The organism is Streptomyces doebereineriae, from assembly GCF_031845645.1.
Lineage (GTDB): Bacteria > Actinomycetota > Actinomycetes > Streptomycetales > Streptomycetaceae > Streptomyces > Streptomyces canus.
The window spans coordinates 1-16,389 of record NZ_JAVREZ010000044.1 but is presented as its reverse complement, the minus strand read 5'-3'; the positions used below and the strand labels follow the sequence as shown (position 1 = coordinate 16,389).

At 69.2% G+C, this 16,389-nt stretch carries 16 protein-coding genes and 1 pseudogene; 9 read left to right on the top strand and 8 right to left on the bottom strand.

What is annotated here, in order from left to right:
* Positions 1 to 1,060 (bottom strand): streptophobe family protein (locus RNB18_RS50385; protein ID WP_311720846.1); only part of this gene is annotated, 1,060 nt, incomplete at its 3' end.
* Positions 1,061 to 1,299: 239 nt separating this feature from the next.
* Between RNB18_RS50385 and RNB18_RS50380 the strand changes: the two genes are divergently transcribed.
* A complete protein-coding gene (locus tag RNB18_RS50380) occupies positions 1,300 to 3,852 on the top strand; it encodes an ABC transporter ATP-binding protein/permease (protein WP_311720845.1) in 2,553 nt (850 codons plus the stop codon).
* Between the two features lie 77 nt (positions 3,853 to 3,929).
* Here the strand turns inward: RNB18_RS50380 and RNB18_RS50375 are convergent, their stop codons facing one another.
* From RNB18_RS50375 to RNB18_RS50365, 3 genes are all read right to left on the bottom strand, one after another.
* Positions 3,930 to 4,685 carry a transglycosylase SLT domain-containing protein gene (locus tag RNB18_RS50375; RefSeq protein WP_311720844.1) on the bottom strand — a complete coding sequence of 252 codons (756 nt, stop codon included), beginning with the start codon at positions 4,683 to 4,685 and terminating at the stop codon, positions 3,930 to 3,932.
* 297 nt (positions 4,686 to 4,982) lie between these two features.
* Complete coding sequence (locus RNB18_RS50370; RefSeq protein WP_311720843.1) at positions 4,983 to 6,059, bottom strand: S-adenosylmethionine:tRNA ribosyltransferase-isomerase; 1,077 nt, start codon at positions 6,057 to 6,059, stop codon at positions 4,983 to 4,985.
* A complete protein-coding gene (locus RNB18_RS50365; protein ID WP_311720842.1) occupies positions 6,056 to 6,751 on the bottom strand; it encodes an SDR family NAD(P)-dependent oxidoreductase in 696 nt (231 codons plus the stop codon). Before RNB18_RS50365 ends, RNB18_RS50370 begins: the two co-directional genes overlap by 4 nt.
* A gap of 186 nt (positions 6,752 to 6,937) precedes the next feature.
* On the opposite strand from RNB18_RS50365, the gene RNB18_RS50360 reads away from it, so the two are divergent.
* From RNB18_RS50360 to RNB18_RS50345, 4 genes are all read left to right on the top strand, one after another.
* Positions 6,938 to 8,116 carry a GAF domain-containing sensor histidine kinase gene (locus tag RNB18_RS50360; protein ID WP_311720841.1) on the top strand — a complete coding sequence of 393 codons (1,179 nt, stop codon included), beginning with the start codon at positions 6,938 to 6,940 and terminating at the stop codon, positions 8,114 to 8,116.
* Positions 8,109 to 8,750 carry a response regulator gene (locus RNB18_RS50355; RefSeq protein ID WP_057618176.1) on the top strand — a complete coding sequence of 214 codons (642 nt, stop codon included), beginning with the start codon at positions 8,109 to 8,111 and terminating at the stop codon, positions 8,748 to 8,750. The genes RNB18_RS50360 and RNB18_RS50355 overlap by 8 nt, the downstream gene beginning before the upstream one ends.
* A gap of 157 nt (positions 8,751 to 8,907) precedes the next feature.
* Entirely contained in the window at positions 8,908 to 9,153 is a 246-nt protein-coding gene (gene chpE / locus RNB18_RS50350) for a chaplin ChpE (RefSeq protein ID WP_266379743.1), read from the top strand.
* Positions 9,154 to 9,345: 192 nt separating this feature from the next.
* On the top strand, positions 9,346 to 9,585 hold the full coding sequence (locus RNB18_RS50345) for a chaplin family protein (protein ID WP_311720840.1): 240 nt from the start codon (positions 9,346 to 9,348) through the stop codon (positions 9,583 to 9,585).
* Between the two features lie 157 nt (positions 9,586 to 9,742).
* On the opposite strand, the gene RNB18_RS50340 is transcribed toward RNB18_RS50345, so the two are convergent.
* The gene (locus tag RNB18_RS50340) at positions 9,743 to 10,531 is read right to left on the bottom strand and encodes a hypothetical protein (protein WP_063803810.1); all 789 of its coding nucleotides are present in this window, start codon (positions 10,529 to 10,531) and stop codon (positions 9,743 to 9,745) included.
* Between the two features lie 140 nt (positions 10,532 to 10,671).
* Here RNB18_RS50340 and RNB18_RS50335 point away from each other — a divergent pair.
* The 3 genes and pseudogenes from RNB18_RS50335 to RNB18_RS50325 all read left to right on the top strand — a co-directional run.
* Positions 10,672 to 11,202, top strand: a pseudogene (locus tag RNB18_RS50335) (ABC transporter ATP-binding protein); the annotation flags it as partial.
* 361 nt (positions 11,203 to 11,563) lie between these two features.
* Entirely contained in the window at positions 11,564 to 11,995 is a 432-nt protein-coding gene (locus RNB18_RS50330; protein WP_311720839.1) for an NfeD family protein, read from the top strand.
* A gap of 130 nt (positions 11,996 to 12,125) precedes the next feature.
* Entirely contained in the window at positions 12,126 to 13,064 is a 939-nt protein-coding gene (locus RNB18_RS50325) for an SPFH domain-containing protein (RefSeq protein WP_069766406.1), read from the top strand.
* 157 nt (positions 13,065 to 13,221) lie between these two features.
* Here RNB18_RS50325 and RNB18_RS50320 read toward each other — a convergent pair whose 3' ends face one another.
* From RNB18_RS50320 to RNB18_RS50310, 3 genes are all read right to left on the bottom strand, one after another.
* Positions 13,222 to 13,728, bottom strand: coding sequence for an HNH endonuclease (locus RNB18_RS50320; protein ID WP_007381071.1), 507 nt, complete (start codon positions 13,726 to 13,728; stop codon positions 13,222 to 13,224).
* 152 nt (positions 13,729 to 13,880) lie between these two features.
* On the bottom strand, positions 13,881 to 14,420 hold the full coding sequence (locus RNB18_RS50315) for a YbhB/YbcL family Raf kinase inhibitor-like protein (protein WP_311720838.1): 540 nt from the start codon (positions 14,418 to 14,420) through the stop codon (positions 13,881 to 13,883).
* 43 nt (positions 14,421 to 14,463) lie between these two features.
* Positions 14,464 to 15,246: a sporulation protein gene (locus RNB18_RS50310; protein WP_311720837.1), complete on the bottom strand. Its 783-nt coding sequence runs from the start codon at positions 15,244 to 15,246 to the stop codon at positions 14,464 to 14,466.
* Between the two features lie 141 nt (positions 15,247 to 15,387).
* On the opposite strand from RNB18_RS50310, the gene RNB18_RS50305 reads away from it, so the two are divergent.
* Positions 15,388 to 16,029, top strand: a complete 642-nt coding sequence (locus RNB18_RS50305) for a DNA-3-methyladenine glycosylase (protein WP_311720836.1) — start codon at positions 15,388 to 15,390, stop codon at positions 16,027 to 16,029.
* Positions 16,030 to 16,389: the final 360 nt, after the last annotated feature.

The following is a 16,389-nucleotide window of genomic DNA, read 5'->3' as shown; positions in this document are numbered from 1 at the left end:
GCGCCGCCCCCACCCCCAGCAGCCACACCCGCCCGTCCAGCTCTGCCAAGCGCCCCAGGGACACCGACTGGTCGGAGTCCGAGTTGAGGAGTCGGTCCAGGGGGTCCGGGAGGAAGTTCGTCAGCACCCCCGTCGCCCGGCCGTCGAAGGGGACGAACAGGCCGATGGGGATGCCCAGCCACACCCCGTTCGGCGCCCCGAGCAGCGCCGCCCCCGCGATCCGCTTGGGGTGGTCGTCGCCGATCGCCGCGAACGCCGCCGCCGAGAGCCCCGCGGCCACCGCGACCAGCAGCACCGTCACGAGGGCGGACACGGCCGGCCGTACCACGCGGTGCACGGCCTCCCAGCCGCGCGGCAGCGGCGTACGGCGGGACGCCAGCAGGGCGACCAGCAGGATCCCGGCCGACCAGCCGAGCCCGCCGAGCAGCGTCGGCGCGGTGTCCACCGTGAAGCCGACCGCGGCCTTCGCGTCGATGAGGCCGCCGATCTGGTCGGGCAGCAGCCCGCCGATGTCCCCGACGTCCCCCAGCCCGGGGATGTCGAGGCCGCCGCTCCCGCCCGCGCCGGGCAGCTTGTCGAGCCCCAGCGCGCCCCCGTCGATCGTGATGACGTCGTGCCCCGCCCAGGCCAGCCCGCCCATCATCGCCGTGAACAGCACGACCACCGAGCCCCCGCGCGCGAGGAGTTCCGACGGCGCGATCACCGCTCCGGCGCCCCGCAGGGACCGTAGGAAGAACCATGACAAAAGCACCGCACCGACCAGGCTGACGCCCAATGGCGTGATCTCGATGGCGGTGGCCGCCTCCGCCCCCGTCAGCCCGAACGCGGACACGTCACCGGAGGGCGTCACCGAACCACCCGCCGCAAGAGCCACAACCGCCGCGGTCATCGGGCCCAGCGAGGCCGCGGAATCGGCCTCCAGCAGATGCAGACCGAGCGCGGCCGCGCCTGCCATCCCGATCAACGCCCAGCTCACGGCCGCTATGGCGGACAGCAGGATGTCGCCCCACGGCAGCCTCACGCCGTGCTTCGTGGTCTCGACGCTGATGGACGCACTCATGGCAGACCCCCCGATCCGCGGCGCGGACAAGACCGCGCTTGTCCCCCTCGCGTGGATTACCCACTCTCCGGGTCGGTTTCAACCCCGTCAACGGAACCGGCCGAAGCGCGCGAACGTGGTGTTCTCGGGGCTCAACTTTCGGTCAGGAGGGGGATCCTGAAATAGTTCCCGACGATGTTCGACATCCCTACACTCCCTGTGACGGGGGCAATTCGGGGGACTACTCAGTGGGGCTTGGAGTGCCGGAACTCGTATTGGAAGCGAATGGACGTACCTGGACGCTCGATCCGTCCAGGTCGTACAGCCTTGGACGCGATCCGCAGGGGGACATCGTGTTCGACGACGCCAGGGTGTCCTGGCGTCACGCCACGATCAGCTGGAGCGGGCGCGGTTGGGTCATCGAGGACCACAGCAGTACCAACGGCACCTTCGTGCAGGGCCAGCGGATCCACGGGACAGAGATCGGCCCCGGCACGGCGGTCCACCTCGGCAACGCGAACGACGGCCCGCTGCTGAGCCTGTCCGGCACCGCGGCCCCGGTCGCCGAGCCCCAGCCCCGGCAGCAGCCGTACGTCGCGCAGAGCGCGAACCCCGGCTGGGCCCAGCAGACACCACAGCAGGCCCCGCACCAGCAGCCGCAGCAGGCATCGCAGTCCGGCTGGCCACAGCCCCAGCACCAGCCGCAGCCGTACGCTCACCAGCCGCCGCAGAAGATCCCGCAGCAGCAGGGCCCCGGCGTGGGCGCGGGCGCGCCGCCGGTCTACGGCGACCGCAGCCCGACCACGTTCCACCAGTTCACCATCGGCCGCATCATGCGCATCGGCCGTGCCCTGGAGAACGACCTGGTCGTCTCCGACCTGCAGGTCTCCCGCAACCACGCGGAGTTCCACTCGACGCCCGACGGCCGCATGGAGATCCGCGACCTCGGCTCCCACAACGGCACGTACGTCAACGGCCAGCCGATCCCCAAGGGCGGCTCGACGATGCTCGGCCCGAGCGACATCGTCGGCGTCGGCCACTCCACGTTCCGGATCGTCGGCGACCGCCTCGAGGAGTTCGTCGACACCGGTGAGGTGACGTTCTCCGCCCGCCACCTGACCGTCACGGTCGACGGCGGCAAGCAGATCCTCAAGGACGTTTCCTTCGGCGTGCCGGAGAAGTCCCTGATCGCGGTCATCGGACCGTCCGGGTCCGGCAAGTCGACGCTGCTCAAGGCACTCACCGGCTACCGGCCCGCCAACCAGGGCGATGTCCTCTACGACAACCGCAACCTCTACAAGCAGTTCGCCGAGCTGCGCCAGCGCATCGGTCTGGTCCCGCAGGACGACATCCTGCACAAGGAGCTGACCGTCAAGAAGGCCCTCAAGTACGCGGCCAAACTCCGCTTCCCGGCCGACACCACCGGCGCCGAGCGCGAGGCACGCATAGACGAGGTGCTGCGCGAGCTGAAGCTCGACATCCACAAGGAGAAGAAGGTCACCTCCCTCTCCGGCGGCCAGCGCAAGCGCGTCTCCGTGGCCCTGGAGCTGCTCACCAAACCGTCCCTGATCTTCCTGGACGAGCCGACCTCCGGCCTCGACCCGGGTATGGACCGCGATGTCATGCAGCTGCTGCGCGGCCTCGCCGACGACGGCCGTACGGTCCTCGTCGTCACCCATTCCGTCGCCGAGCTGGCGCTGTGCGACAAGCTCCTGGTGATGGCCCCGGGCGGCGCGGTCGCCTACTTCGGCCCGCCGGAGGAGGCACTGAACTTCTTCGGCTACGACACCTGGGCCGACGTCTTCTCCGCCTTCGAGAACTACCGCGACTACGACTGGGCCGGACGCTGGAAGGGCTCACAGCACTACCAGATGTACGCCGCGGACATAGACGCCGTTGCGCCGCAGTCCGTACAGATGCCTCCGATGCAGGGCATGAAGCCGCCGAAGCCACAGGGCTGGATGGGTCAGTTCGGGACCCTGGTGCGCCGCTATGTCTCGGTCATCGCGTCCGACAAGGGCTTCCTGGCCCTGACGGTGATCCTGCCGCTCGTCCTCGGCGCGGTGAGCCTGCTCATCGACTTCGGCGACCCGCTGTTGCCCAAGCCGATCGACCCCAGGACCAAACTCCCCGAGCCCAACAGCACGGCCACCACCGTCCTGCTGATCCTGGCGGTCGGCGCCTGCTTCGCCGGCGCCGCCAACTCCGTCCGCGAACTGATCAAGGAACGGGTCATCTACGAACGGGAGCGCGCCACCGGCCTGTCCCGTTCGGCGTACCTGATGTCCAAGGTGTTCGTGCTCGGCGTGATCACCATCCTGCAAGGACTGCTGGTCGGCGTCATCGGCTTCGCCAGCCGTGGCCTCCCGAAGGAGGGCCTGGTCCTCGGCAGCGCCACCCTCGCGGAGCTGTGTCTGCCGATCATGGGCCTCGGGTTCACCTCGATGATGTTCGGCCTGATCATCTCCGCGCTCGTGAAGACGTCCGAGAAGACCATGCCGCTGCTGGTCATGTTCGCGATCATCCAGGTCGTCTTCACCGGCTGTCTGTTCACCCTGCACGGCACGATCGGCGTCAACGAGCTCTCGTACGTCATGCCGTCCCGCTGGGCGGTCGCCGCCGCGGGCGCCACGCTGGACTTCAACCAGGTCAACCCGCCCGTCAAACCGGGCGATTCGACCGACCCGCTGTGGAACCACAGCGTCGGCGTCTGGGGCCTCGACATGATCGCCCTCATCGCCATCGGCGTGATCTGCGGCTTCTTCGTGGCCCGCTTCCTGCGCCGCCACGAGCCCGAGGTCATGCGCAAGTGATCACTGTCGTACGACGGTGAAGGGCGGCACCCCCGAGAGGGTGCCGCCCTTGTGCGTTACGAGAGGTCCGCGCGGCCTCAGTACGCGCTGTTCACGTTGTCCATCGAGCCGTACCTGTCGGCCGCGTAGTTCGCGGCGGCGGTGATGTTGGCGACCGGGTCGTAGATGTTCCAGGACGTGCCCGGGACGTGGTACGCCTTGAAGGTCGGCGGGATGACCTGGAGCAGCCCCTTCGACGGGATGCCGTTGATGGCGTTGATGTCCCAGTTGTTGATCGCGTTCGGGTTGCCCGAGGACTCCCGGATGATGTTGCGGTGCAGGCCGTTGTAGGAGCCCGGGATGCCCTTGGCCTTCATGATGTCCAGGGACTCCTTGATCCAGCCGTCAAGGTTGTTGGCGTAGCTCTTGTGCACCGCGGCCTTGAGCTTGGCACGATGCGCGGCCCGGCTCGCGGCCTTGGCCTTGCGCGCCTGCGCGGCCTTCTTGGCGGCGGCGGCGTGCGCGGCCTTCTTCTTCGCGGCGGCCGCGGCCTTGGCCTTGGCCTTCGCCTCGGCGTGCGCCTTCGCTGCCTTCGCCTCGGCGGCGGCCTTGCTCTGCAGGGCCTTGGCGGCGAGCTGCTCGCTGACATCGGCCTGGCGGCTCTTGAGCTGCTCGGAGGAGTACTTCACCGGGGCCGAGGAGACGGCGGCCTCGGACGTGGTGGTCTCCGCGTTGCCCGGAACCGCGCTGAACACGACGGCGGCGGCACCGAGCGTGGCGACGCCGGCGACGGCGATCTTGTGGCGCTTGCTCAGCTCGCGACGATGACCACGGGTGAAAGGGTTCTTGGGCATGCGGGATGGACCTCTTCGAATAGCGCGGGAGGTCGCTCGCTGTCCTGGGGGACACGGGTGCTTCCGGCACAAACGCCGCGGTCGGAACCGCGGCGCTGAGCGACGTTGGCCATTCTTAGCTGGCGCAAAACGTCCGGGCAAAGGTGTGACGTACGACCCCGGGTAGTGGACCAGGGGAGGACAAAAACGGACAGACTGGAACGTCTTTCCCGTTCATCGGGGAAGCCTTTGTCTCCTATGTCGCTTCGTACGTGATCTGCGCCCTATGCGCGGGCTCACATCGTCCGCAGAGCGGTCTCACTGGCAGTTGCTTGAGCAATGCTCTGCGTGAGAGTCCTTGTCCGGGAGGAGGAGATGCACGTCCCCGAACTCGTGCCACAGGTAGAGCCGGCGCAGCGCCTCCTCGTAGCCGCGGTCGATCGCTGCCCGCCCCGCGACCGCCTCCAGCATCAGCAGATGCGAGGCCTCCGGCTCGTGCAGCCCGGTCAGCAGCCCGTCCACCACCCGCACCCCGCTCTCCGGGGTCACGACGAGATCCGTCCATCCCTCACGCGCGCGTACGATCCCGTCGGCCCCGGCGGCCGACTCCACGGCCCGCACAGCGGTCGTCCCGACGGCGACGACCCTGCCGTCCCCGGCCCGCACCGCGTTGATCAGCCGCGCGGAGGCCTCCGGCACCGAGAACCGCTCCGGATACGGCGGCTCGTGCGCCTCCGCCGAGGCCACCCCCGTGTGCAGGGTGACCGGCGCGAACTGCACACCCCGGCTCACCAGCTCCGCCACCAGCCGCGCGGTGAAGGGCCGTGCCGCACTGGGCATCTCCGCACTGCCCGACCCGTCGGGCGACGGCAGCGCGAACACCGTCTGATAGACGGACAAGGGCTGGTCCCGCTCCGTATAGGAGTAGCGAATGGGCCGCCCGTGCTCCCGCAGCAGCCCGGGAACCTCCCCACCGCACACGCGCGCCCACCACAGACGCTCGCTCACCGCCTCCTCCAGGACCAGCCGCCCGCCCCCGGGCAGCCGCACCTCCGTCCCCGCGGGCCCTCCCGCACGCGCACGCGTGGTGCCCCTCCCGTCGGGATCCCGCAGCTCGACCGCCCACCTGCCGTCGTCCCCGCGCGTGGAGAAGTGCACCACCACGCGCGCGTGCCCGATCCGCCCGTCGACGGCCGCGGCCAGCGTGGGGGAGGTGTTCACGACGAGCAGGTCCCCGGCCCGCAGCAGCGTCGGAAGCTCCCCGAACGAGTGGTGCGACACCGCCGTACCCCGCGACACCAGCAGCCGTACGGCGTCCCGGTCGAGCCCCGGCCCGCGCTGCTCGGCAGGCAACCGTGCCGACAGCTCCTCCGGTACACGCACCGCGAGTGTCATCGCCCCTCCAGCAGAGAGGGTGCCCCGTACCGGCCGCTCGCCGGCCGCTCGTCCAGCAACCGCAGAAAGGCCGGCACCACGCTCGCCGGCTCCGGTCGCGGATCCCCGTCGTCCGGTACGGCCGCCGCGTACAGGTCCGTCGCCATGTCCCCGGGATCGACGGCCCACACCCGCAGCCGCGGCTCCTCCTCGCCCAGCACCGCCGCGAGGTGGTCCAGGGCGGCCTTCGACGCCCCGTAGCCGCCCCACGTCTCGTAGGCCTCGGCGGCGGCGTCCGAACTCACCGTGATCACCGAGCCGGCCTCCGACGCCCGCAACAGCGGCAGCGCCTCCTGGACCAGCCCCAGCGCGGCCACCACGTTCACCTCCAGCGCGCGGCGCAGCCCGTCCAGGGGCAGCCCCTCGAGCCGGGCCAGCGGCTCGGAACCCAGCGCGCTCGCGTTGTTCACCAGCAGATCCACGCCACCGAGCTTCCAGGCCGCGGCCACCAGCTCCGAGCGGTGCGCCGGGTCCGTGACGTCCCCGGGCAGAGCCGTCACCCGGGTGCCGTGCCCGCCGAGCACGGCCGCCGTCTCCTTCAGAACCCCCGCCGTCCTCGCGTCGAGCACCAGGTCCCAGCCCCGCGCGGCCAGGGCCTCGGCGAGCGCCCGTCCCAGCCCCTTCGAGGCCCCCGTGATGATCGCTACCGGCATGACACACGTCCCCTCGTCCTCCACGCCTCCTGATCGGCGTGCCCCCAACGTAGGAACGGGGTCGTCCCGGCCGCCTCGGACGCGGGCCGCAAAGCTGCGAGGCCCTTCGCCCTAGGTCGCTCGCCCTAGTCGGAGGCCGTCACAGGTCCGATCCGCGCTGTCACACCCCGCCCGTACTCTGAGGGCATGAGTCAAGGCCCCCGGTCCGGCCTCGCCGCGGTGAGCTCCGCGCTGCTGGCCATGAGCAGACACCTCGAGGTGCGCGATGTCCTCAAGACGATCGTCGCCTCGGCCCGCGAGCTGCTCGACGCGCAGTACGCCGCCCTCGGCGTCCCCGACGACCACGGCGGCTTCGCCCAGTTCGTGGTCGACGGCGTCAGCGACGCCCAGTGGAAGGCCATCGGCCCCCTCCCGCGCCAGCACGGCATCCTCGCCGCGATGCTGCACGAGGCCACCCCCGAGCGCCTCGCCGACGTCCGCAAGGACCCCCGCTTCGAGGGCTGGCCGTCCGCCCACCCCGATATGGTCGACTTCCTGGGCCTGCCGATCCGCGACGGCGACGAGGTCATCGGTGCGCTCTTCCTCGCCAACAAGCTGCGTCCTGTGGGGGGACACCCCCCACACCCCCCGTGCCCGAAGCCCGAGGGTGGCTGCGGCTTCACCGAGGAGGACGAGGAACTGCTCTCGATCCTCGCCCAGCACGCCGCGATCGCTCTGACCAACGCTCGCCTCTACGAACGCAGCCGGGAGCTCACGATCGCCGAGGAACGCTCCCGCCTCGCCCACGAACTGCACGACGCGGTCAGCCAGAAGCTCTTCTCCCTGCGCCTGACCGCCCAGGCCGCCGCCGCCCTGGTCGACCGCGACCCCACCCGCGCCAAGGACGAGATGCAGCAGGTGGCCATGCTCGCCGCCGAGGCCACCGACGAACTGCGCGCCGCCGTGGTCGAGTTGCGCCCCGCGGCCCTGGACGAGGACGGCCTGACCGCCACCCTCCGCACCCATGTCCAGGTCCTGGACCGCGCCCACACCGCGCGCGTGACCTTCGCCGCCCGCAGCTTCCGCGCGCTGCCCGCGGCCCAGGAGGAGGCCATGCTCCGCGTGGCCCAGGAGGCCCTGCACAACGCGCTGCGGCACTCGGGCGCGGCCCACGTCGACGTGACCGTGGACCGGCGCGGCGGCGGAGCCGTCCTGCGCGTGACGGACGACGGCAGCGGCTTCGACCCGCAGTCCATACGCCGCGCGGGACGCCACCTGGGTCTGGTCTCCATGCGGGACCGCACCAGCGGGGTCGGCGGCACGCTGACCGTGGAATCGGCGCCCGGCAAGGGCACCACGATCGAGATGGAGGTACCCGGTGGCTGACGCGATCAAGGTCCTGCTCGTCGACGACCACCAGGTCGTCCGCCGGGGCCTGCGCACCTTCCTCGAAGTGCAGGACGACATAGAGGTCGTGGGCGAGGCGGCCGACGGCGCCGAGGGCGTCGAGCGCGCGGAGGAACTGAAGCCCGACATCGTCCTCATGGACGTCAAGATGCCGGGCATGGACGGCATCGACGCCCTGCGCAAGCTCCGCGAGCTGAACAACCCCGCGCGCGTGCTGATCGTCACCAGCTTCACCGAACAGCGCACCGTGGTCCCGGCCCTGCGCGCCGGCGCCGCCGGTTACGTCTACAAGGACGTCGACCCCGACGCCCTCGCCGGAGCCATCCGTTCCGTCCACGCCGGCCATATCCTGCTCCAACCCGAGGTCGCGGGCGCCCTGTTGTCCCAGGAGGAGAACAACTCCGGCCAGGGCAGAGGCGGTTCGCTCACCGAGCGGGAGCGCGAGGTGCTCGGGTTGATCGCGGACGGCCGCTCCAACCGGGAGATCGCCCGGGCGCTGGTCCTCTCCGAGAAGACCGTCAAGACACACGTCTCGAACATCCTGATGAAACTCGACCTGGCGGACCGGACGCAGGCCGCTCTATGGGCGGTTCGTCACGGAGTGGCCGGTTGATCCACGAGACGCATGGCAATACGGAGGGTTCCGCTCCGGGCTGAGATTCATACCGTCGTGGGAATGTCCCCCGGATGGCGCATCCTTCGTGGATCTCCGCCGTTCTCCAGTGCGTGCTGCGGCGACTGCCGCGGCAATCGCTAGGGAGGGCTTAGAAGTGAAGAACCTGAAGAAGGCAGCGGCCGTGACGATGGTGGCCGGCGGACTGGTCGCGGCCGGTGCCGGTATGGCCTCCGCCACCAACGGGTCGCACGCCGACGGCAAGGCCGTGGGCTCGCCCGGCGTCGTCTCGGGCAACCTCATCCAGGCCCCGGTGCACGTCCCGGTGAACGTGGTCGGCAACAGCGTGAACGTCATCGGCGCGCTGAACCCCGCCTTCGGCAACCTCGGCGTCAACCGCTGACTTCCCCCGAGCGGGCAGTGACTTCGGCCTCCCGGGTGCGCCTCGCACCCGGGAGGCCGGTCCGGTTGTCGTGCGAATGATCCGAACGGGCACTCCTGCTCGTATCTCCGTACCGTCCCGTCTCTCTTATGCGTTGATCAGCGCACGACCCGCGGCCGGGTCGGACTCGCAAACGCAGGAGGAACGCTTCTCATGAACATCGCCAAGAAGGCTGCCGTGGCCCTGACCGTCGCCGGTATGGCCACGGGTGCCGCTGCCGGTGCCGCTGTCGCCGACGCGGGTGCCGACGGCGCGGCCGTGAAGTCGCCGGGCGCGGTCTCGGGCAACCTCGTCCAGGTCCCCGTTCACGTCCCGGTGAACGTGGTCGGCAACACCGCCAACCTCATCGCCCTGCTGAACCCGGCCTTCGGCAACTCGGGTGCGAACGACTGACGTCGGGTCTGAGCCACGGGGCCTCATAAGTCAAGGCGACTTGTGGGGTCCTTCGTGTTGCCACCGTAGGAACGGACGGTCGTTCGGCTGCGGCCGGTGGGGGCTGGTCGCGCAGTTCCCCGCGCCCCTAAAAGCAGGTGGGTGCAGTCACACCCGCTCACCGCACCCCTCGCTCCAGCTCCTCCACATACGCGTTGTACGCAGCCACCTGCGCCCGCCGCCCTGTCCGCTCCACCGGCCGCAACGCCTCCCCCCGAGCCCGCATCTCGGCGGAGCTGACCGCACCCCCGTGCCCGTTCTCATAGGCCAGCGACACCAACAACCCCACCCGCTGAGCAAGCTCCAACACCCGCACCGCCCGAGGCGGATACCCCGGCGCCAGAACCTCCCGTCCCCGCTCGGCCCGGGCCCGGTACGCGTCGATCGCCGCCTCCGCCACCGGCCCCGAGCCGGCCAGGTCCAGCCCCGACAACACCTCGGTCGCCTCCCGGAGCGCCTCCGCGAGCTCCCGCTCGGCCTCGCCCAGCGAGGGAACATCTGCCGGCGGAGCCTCCCGCACCGGCAGCACATGCCACACCACCTCGACATGCACATCACCCGACGGCCCGGCCTCGTACACCTCCGGCACCAGCCCCAGCGCGGCGCCGTGACAGACCACCGCCTCCTCGGCCTCCAGCGCCCGCGCGTTGAACTCCGGCGGGCCGCTCAGCCCCAGCGGATGCCCGGGCGCGGGCAGCGCGACCCGCAGTCCCGTCACTCCGAGCGACCGAAGCCGCCCCAGCGCCAGCGTCAGCCCGACGGCCGCCGTCTCACCCGGCAGCCCTTCGACCCGGTGCACGGCATCGTCACCGACGATCGCCAGCACGGCGTCGTCCGGCGAGACAAGTCCGGCCAAAAGACCGTTTCCCCAAGCGGCAAGGCGTCCAGAGCGCGGTTCCGAGAGCATGCCCCCAGCCTAAGGACCGGACCGATGGATGGGAGCGGCCGACCGGTGGCGTAGATTTCTTCGAGGGCTGCGCCCAAAAACGCGCACGCGACAGCCGAGACGCCGACACCGGTCACACTGCAAGGGGAGACAACGCGCTCATGAGCGATGTTCTGGAGCTTCAGGACGTATCCGTGGTCCGTGAGGACCGGGCTCTGGTGGACCAGGTCTCCTGGTCGGTCAAGGAGGGCGAGCGATGGGTCATCCTCGGCCCCAACGGCGCCGGCAAGACCACGCTCCTGAACCTCGCCTCCAGCTACCTCTACCCCAGCAAGGGCACCGCCACCATCCTCGGCGAGACCCTCGGCAAGCCCGGCACCGACGTCTTCGAACTGCGCCCCCGCATCGGCATGGCCGGCATCGCCATGGCCGACAAGCTCCCCAAGCGCCAGACCGTCCTGGAGACCGTGCTGACGGCGGCGTACGGCATGACCGCGGGCTGGCAGGAGGAGTACGAGGACATCGACGAGCAGCGCGCCCGCGCCTTCCTCGACCGCCTCGGCATGACCGACTACCTGGACCGGAAGTTCGGCACCCTCTCCGAGGGCGAACGCAAGCGCACCCTCATCGCCCGCGCACTGATGACCGACCCCGAGCTCCTCCTCCTCGACGAGCCCGCCGCCGGCCTCGACCTCGGCGGCCGCGAGGACCTGGTCCGCCGCCTCGGCCGACTCGCCCGCGACCCGATCGCCCCCTCGATGCTCATGGTCACCCACCACGTCGAGGAGATCGCCCCCGGCTTCACCCACGTCCTCATGATCCGCCAGGGCAAGGTGCTCGCCGCAGGTCCCCTGGAGCTCGAACTCACCTCCCGCAACCTTTCCCTCTGCTTCGGCCTTCCCCTCGTCGTCGAGCAGGTCGGCGAACGCTGGACCGCGCAGGGTCTGCCTCTGTCGTGATCACGTGAAGTCCCCGCAAAAACACGGGTAAGAAGGCCGTTCCCGCTCCATCGCGCCCTGTCCGCGGCGGTCCCCCGCACCTACCATGACCCATGTGAACGACATCGACGCATGGGTGTGGTGGCTCGTCGGCGCGGCTGCGCTCGGAATCCCGCTCGTGGTGACCGCGATGCCGGAGTTCGGCATGCTCGCGGTGGGCGCCGTCGCCGCCGCGATCGCGGCCGGACTCGGCGGTGACATCGTCGTCCAGGTGCTCGTCTTCGCCGTCGTCTCGGTGGCCCTCATCGCCGTCGTACGGCCCATCGCGACCCGGCACCGCTCTCAGCGACCCCAACTCGTCACGGGAGTCGACGCGTTGAAGGGGAAACAGGCCGTCGTTCTGGAACGCGTCGACAACGCGGGCGGTCGGATCAAGCTCGCCGGCGAGGTCTGGTCGGCCCGCTCTCTCGACACCGGCCGGGCCTACGAAGTGGGTCAGGAAGTGGATGTCGTGGACATCGAGGGAGCCACGGCGATCGTCTTGTGACCTCGCAGGATGCAACTGAACCGAACGCACCACGAGTTGTACTACGGTCTGTCAGACTCGACCAGCAAGATCTTCAACAACCATAAGATCTTCCGAGAACGCCGAGGCAGAGAAGGGCACGGGGAGCACGATGGAACCGGTCATCATCGTCTTGATCATCCTGGTGGTGTTGGTCTTCATCGCCCTCATCAAGACGATCCAGGTCATCCCGCAGGCGAGTGCCGCGATCGTGGAGCGGTTCGGCCGCTACACACGGACGCTCAACGCGGGCCTCAACATCGTCGTCCCGTTCATAGACACCATCCGCAACCGCATCGACCTGCGTGAACAGGTCGTGCCGTTCCCGCCGCAGCCGGTGATCACCCAGGACAACCTGGTCGTCAACATCGACACGGTCATCTACTACCAGGTGACCGACGCCCGGGCCGCGACCTACGAGGTCGCCAGCTACATCCAGGCCATCGAGCAGCTCACCGTCACCACGCTCCGCAACATCATCGGTGGCATGGACCTGGAGCGGACCCTGACCTCCCGCGAGGAGATCAACGCGGCCCTGCGCGGCGTCCTCGACGAGGCCACCGGCAAGTGGGGCATCCGCGTCAACCGCGTGGAACTGAAGGCCATCGAGCCCCCGACCTCCATCCAGGACTCGATGGAGAAGCAGATGCGCGCCGACCGTGACAAGCGCGCCGCGATCCTCACCGCCGAAGGTACGCGCCAGGCCGCCATCCTCACCGCCGAAGGTGAGAAGCAGTCCCAGATCCTGCGCGCCGAGGGTGAGGCCAAGGCCGCGGCCCTGCGCGCCGAGGGCGAGGCCCAGGCGGTCCGCACGGTCTTCGAAGCGATTCACGCCGGAGACCCCGACCAGAAGCTCCTGTCGTACCAGTACCTCCAGATGCTCCCCAAGATCGCCGAAGGCGACGCCAACAAGCTCTGGATCGTCCCCAGCGAAATCGGCGACGCCCTCAAGGGCCTTTCCGGAGCCATGGGCAACTTCGGCAACTTCGGCGGCGGTTCGAGCGGAGGCAACGGCGGCTCGGACCGCCGGGAGACCCCGAAGATCGACTGACCCAGGATTCCAGTACGACAAAGGGGCCCGCCTTCTCAACGAAGGCGGGCCCCAACGTACTCAGGGGCGCGGGGCTGTATCGACATGCGGCTCCGCCGCGGGGCGCGACCAGCCGCCACGCACCCGCAGCCGCATCAGAACCGCACCCGGCAGATGACTAGGCGGCCTCTCCGGCCAGCCAGTCCGGCAGCGCAGAGAAGTCCTCGTGGCCCAGGGACAACAGCATCGCATCAGCCGGAGTCGGCTCGAACGGCTCCCGCAGCAACGGCATCCCCGCCTCCGCCGGAGTCCGGTTCGCCTTGCGGTGGTTGTCCTCCGCACAGGAGGCCACCGTGTTCAGCCAAGTGTCCTGACCACCCTGGGACCGCGGCACCACGTGGTCCACGGTCGTCGCCCGCCGCCCGCAGTACGCGCACCTGTGCCGGTCACGCACCAGAACACCCCGCCGAGACCAGGGGGCTTGTCTTCGGAAGGGCACCCGTACATACCTGCACAGCCTGATCACCCGGGGCGCCGGTATGTCGACCGCGGCTCCGCGCATGCGCAGTTCGGGGTGGGACTGCTCGACGACGGCCTTGTCCTGAAGCACCAGAACGACGGCTCGGTTCAACGTCACCGTCGACAGCGGCTCGAAGCTCGCGTTGAGTACCAGCGTGTCCCGCATAACCAGCCCACCTCCCGTGCGCACCGTCCCACCCCTTGGCGGGCTTGGGCTTGGATCAACTCTGGCCGGGCACGCCGAGATGGACAACGCAATAAAAAGTGCCCGCCTCTGATCAATTCCAAGACCAGAGGCGGGCAAACGCTCAATGAACGTCAGTCTTCGGCGGGCACCTCGTACTCACCGATCAGCTGAGCACGCGCGATCGCGTGGAATCGCAGGTTGAAGCCCACGAAGGCGGGAGAGGCATCGGAATCGGGCCCGAGCTTCTCCTGGTCCACGGCGTACACGGTGAAGACGTACCGGTGCGGTCCGTCCCCGGCCGGCGGCGCGGCCCCACCGAAGTCCTTCGACCCGTAGTCGTTCCGCGCCTGTACGGCACCCTCCGGCAGCCCCTCGAACTTGCCGCTGCCCGCACCCACCGGCAACTCGGTCACCGAGGCCGGGATGTCGAACACGACCCAGTGCCAGAACCCGCTGCCCGTGGGCGCGTCGGGGTCGTAGCAGGTCACGGCGAAACTCTTGGTCTCCGGCGGGAAGCCCTCCCAGCGCAGCTGCGGAGAGGTGTTGCCGGCCGCGTAGACCTGAGCGTCCTTGAGCGTCGCTCCCTCGGCGACGTCCCCGCTCGTGACCGTGAACGACGGCACGGGCGGGTGGAAGTCGTGGGGGAGCGGCCGCCGCTTGAGCTCGGTCACCTCGGTACCTCCTGATCGAGTACTGGAGTCAGTGGTTCCGAGCCTAGAACCAGTTGCGCTTGCTGCCGACCTCGGACAGCCACTGGTTGAGGTAGGCGGCCCAGTCGGTGCTCTGGTAGTCGTGCAGACCCACCTGGAAGGACCGGAAGGTGTCACTGCCCTCGCTGAACAGCCCCGGCTTCTTGTCCATCTCCAGCACGACGTCCATCGCGTTGCCGTCCGCGACGAAGCTCAACTCGACCTGGTTGAGCCCGCGGTACTGCTGCGGCGGGAAGAACTCGATCTCCTGGTAGAACGGCAGCTGCTGCCGCGTCCCACGGATGTGGCCGCGCTCCAGGTCCGCGTTCTTGAAGCGGAAGCCCAGCTGGACGAACGCGTCCAGGATCGCCTTCTGCGCGGGCAGCGGGTGCACGCTGACCGGGTCCAGGTCACCGGAGTCCACGGCACGCGCGATCGCCAGCTCGGTGGTCACACCGACGTTCATGCCGCGCAGCGGCTGGCCGTCGATCACCGTGATCGGCGTCTCCCAGGGGATCTCCAGACCGAACGGCACCGCGTGCACCGCGTTCGCCTGAAGCGTGAAGGCACCGCCGAGCGAGACCCTGGTGAACTCGATGTCCTGCTTGTACTCCTGGTCGCCGCTCTCGACCTCGACCTTGGCCTGGAGCCCGACCGAGAGCCCCTCGATCTCCTGGTCGACGGACCCACCCTGGATCCGGACCTCGCCCTGGACGACACCACCCGGGACGACGTTGACCTCGGTCAGCACCGTCTCCACCGAAGCCCCGCCGGCCCCCAGGCTCGCGAGCAGCTTCTTGAACGCCATGTCTCTCCTCTTAAGAACGCGCGGATTCCTGATCCCTACAAACGCGATCCGGCCGCAGTCGGTTCCGCGCCCTCACCCTGGCAAGCGGACGGACCCTTGACCACCCTTGGCACACACCCGTCTGGACTACGCTCGTACGCCATGATCACGCCCCCGGACCGTACGCCACTGCCACGAGAGTTCTTCGACCGCCCTGTACTGGAAGTCGCCCCCGACCTCCTCGGCCGCACCCTCGTCCGCACGACCCCGGACGGTCCGATCACTGTGCGTCTCACGGAGGTCGAGGCCTACGACGGTCCGAACGACCCGGGCTCCCACGCCTATCGCGGCCGCACGCCCCGCAACGGCGTGATGTTCGGTCCGCCTGGGCATGTGTACGTCTACTTCACCTACGGCATGTGGTTCTGCATGAACCTGGTGTGCGGACCGGAGGGCCGGGCGAGCGCCGTCCTGCTCCGGGCCGGCGAGGTCCTCGAAGGAGCGGATCTGGCCCGCAAACGTCGACTCTCGGCCCGAAATGACAAGGAACTGGCCAAAGGACCGGCCCGCCTGGCCACGGCCCTGGGCGTGGACCGGGCCCTGGACGGCACGGATGCCTGCGAGTCGGGTGACACCCCTCTGAGGGTGCTCACCGGCACCCCGGCCGCCTCCGACCAGGTACTCAACGGTCCGCGGACCGGAGTGGCCGGCGACGGAGGCGTGCACCCCTGGCGGTTCTGGATCGACAACGACCCAACGGTGAGCCCCTATCGGGCCCATGTGCCGAGGCGCCGCTCAAGTTGACTCGCTCTTGGAAGATGCGTAACGTGGCACGAGCCGCTTGAACCGGTTACGGCGATCGCCAGCAGCCGAGAGCGGCCAAACCACTACCTACAACATCCCCTCAGCGGGGGCGATTTTGGCGTGCTCGCACGCTTGAATTCGAACTCGCGGACTCGATTATGAGTTGCCGAGGGAATCGGCTAACGTAGTGAATGTCGAAAGGCCCCGCCGACAGGGAATCAGGCCCGAAAGGATCTGATAGAGTCGGAAACGCAAGACCGAAGGGAAGCCCGGAGGAAAGCCCGAGAGGGTGAGTACAAAGGAAGCGTCCGTTCCTTGAGAACTCAACAGCGTGCCAAAAATCAACGCCAGATATGTTGA

Coding starts and splice junctions, on each gene's coding strand:
- RNB18_RS50375 (WP_311720844.1), bottom strand. CDS start 4,685: ATGCCCAAGAACCCTTTCACCCGTGGTCATCGTCGCGAGCTGAGCAAG.
- RNB18_RS50370 (WP_311720843.1), bottom strand. CDS start 6,059: ATGACACTCGCGGTGCGTGTACCGGAGGAGCTGTCGGCACGGTTGCCT.
- RNB18_RS50365 (WP_311720842.1), bottom strand. CDS start 6,751: ATGCCGGTAGCGATCATCACGGGGGCCTCGAAGGGGCTGGGACGGGCG.
- RNB18_RS50360 (WP_311720841.1), top strand. CDS start 6,938: ATGAGTCAAGGCCCCCGGTCCGGCCTCGCCGCGGTGAGCTCCGCGCTG.
- RNB18_RS50345 (WP_311720840.1), top strand. CDS start 9,346: ATGAACATCGCCAAGAAGGCTGCCGTGGCCCTGACCGTCGCCGGTATG.
- RNB18_RS50340 (WP_063803810.1), bottom strand. CDS start 10,531: ATGCTCTCGGAACCGCGCTCTGGACGCCTTGCCGCTTGGGGAAACGGT.
- RNB18_RS50325 (WP_069766406.1), top strand. CDS start 12,126: ATGGAACCGGTCATCATCGTCTTGATCATCCTGGTGGTGTTGGTCTTC.
- RNB18_RS50320 (WP_007381071.1), bottom strand. CDS start 13,728: ATGCGGGACACGCTGGTACTCAACGCGAGCTTCGAGCCGCTGTCGACG.
- RNB18_RS50310 (WP_311720837.1), bottom strand. CDS start 15,246: ATGGCGTTCAAGAAGCTGCTCGCGAGCCTGGGGGCCGGCGGGGCTTCG.
- RNB18_RS50305 (WP_311720836.1), top strand. CDS start 15,388: ATGATCACGCCCCCGGACCGTACGCCACTGCCACGAGAGTTCTTCGAC.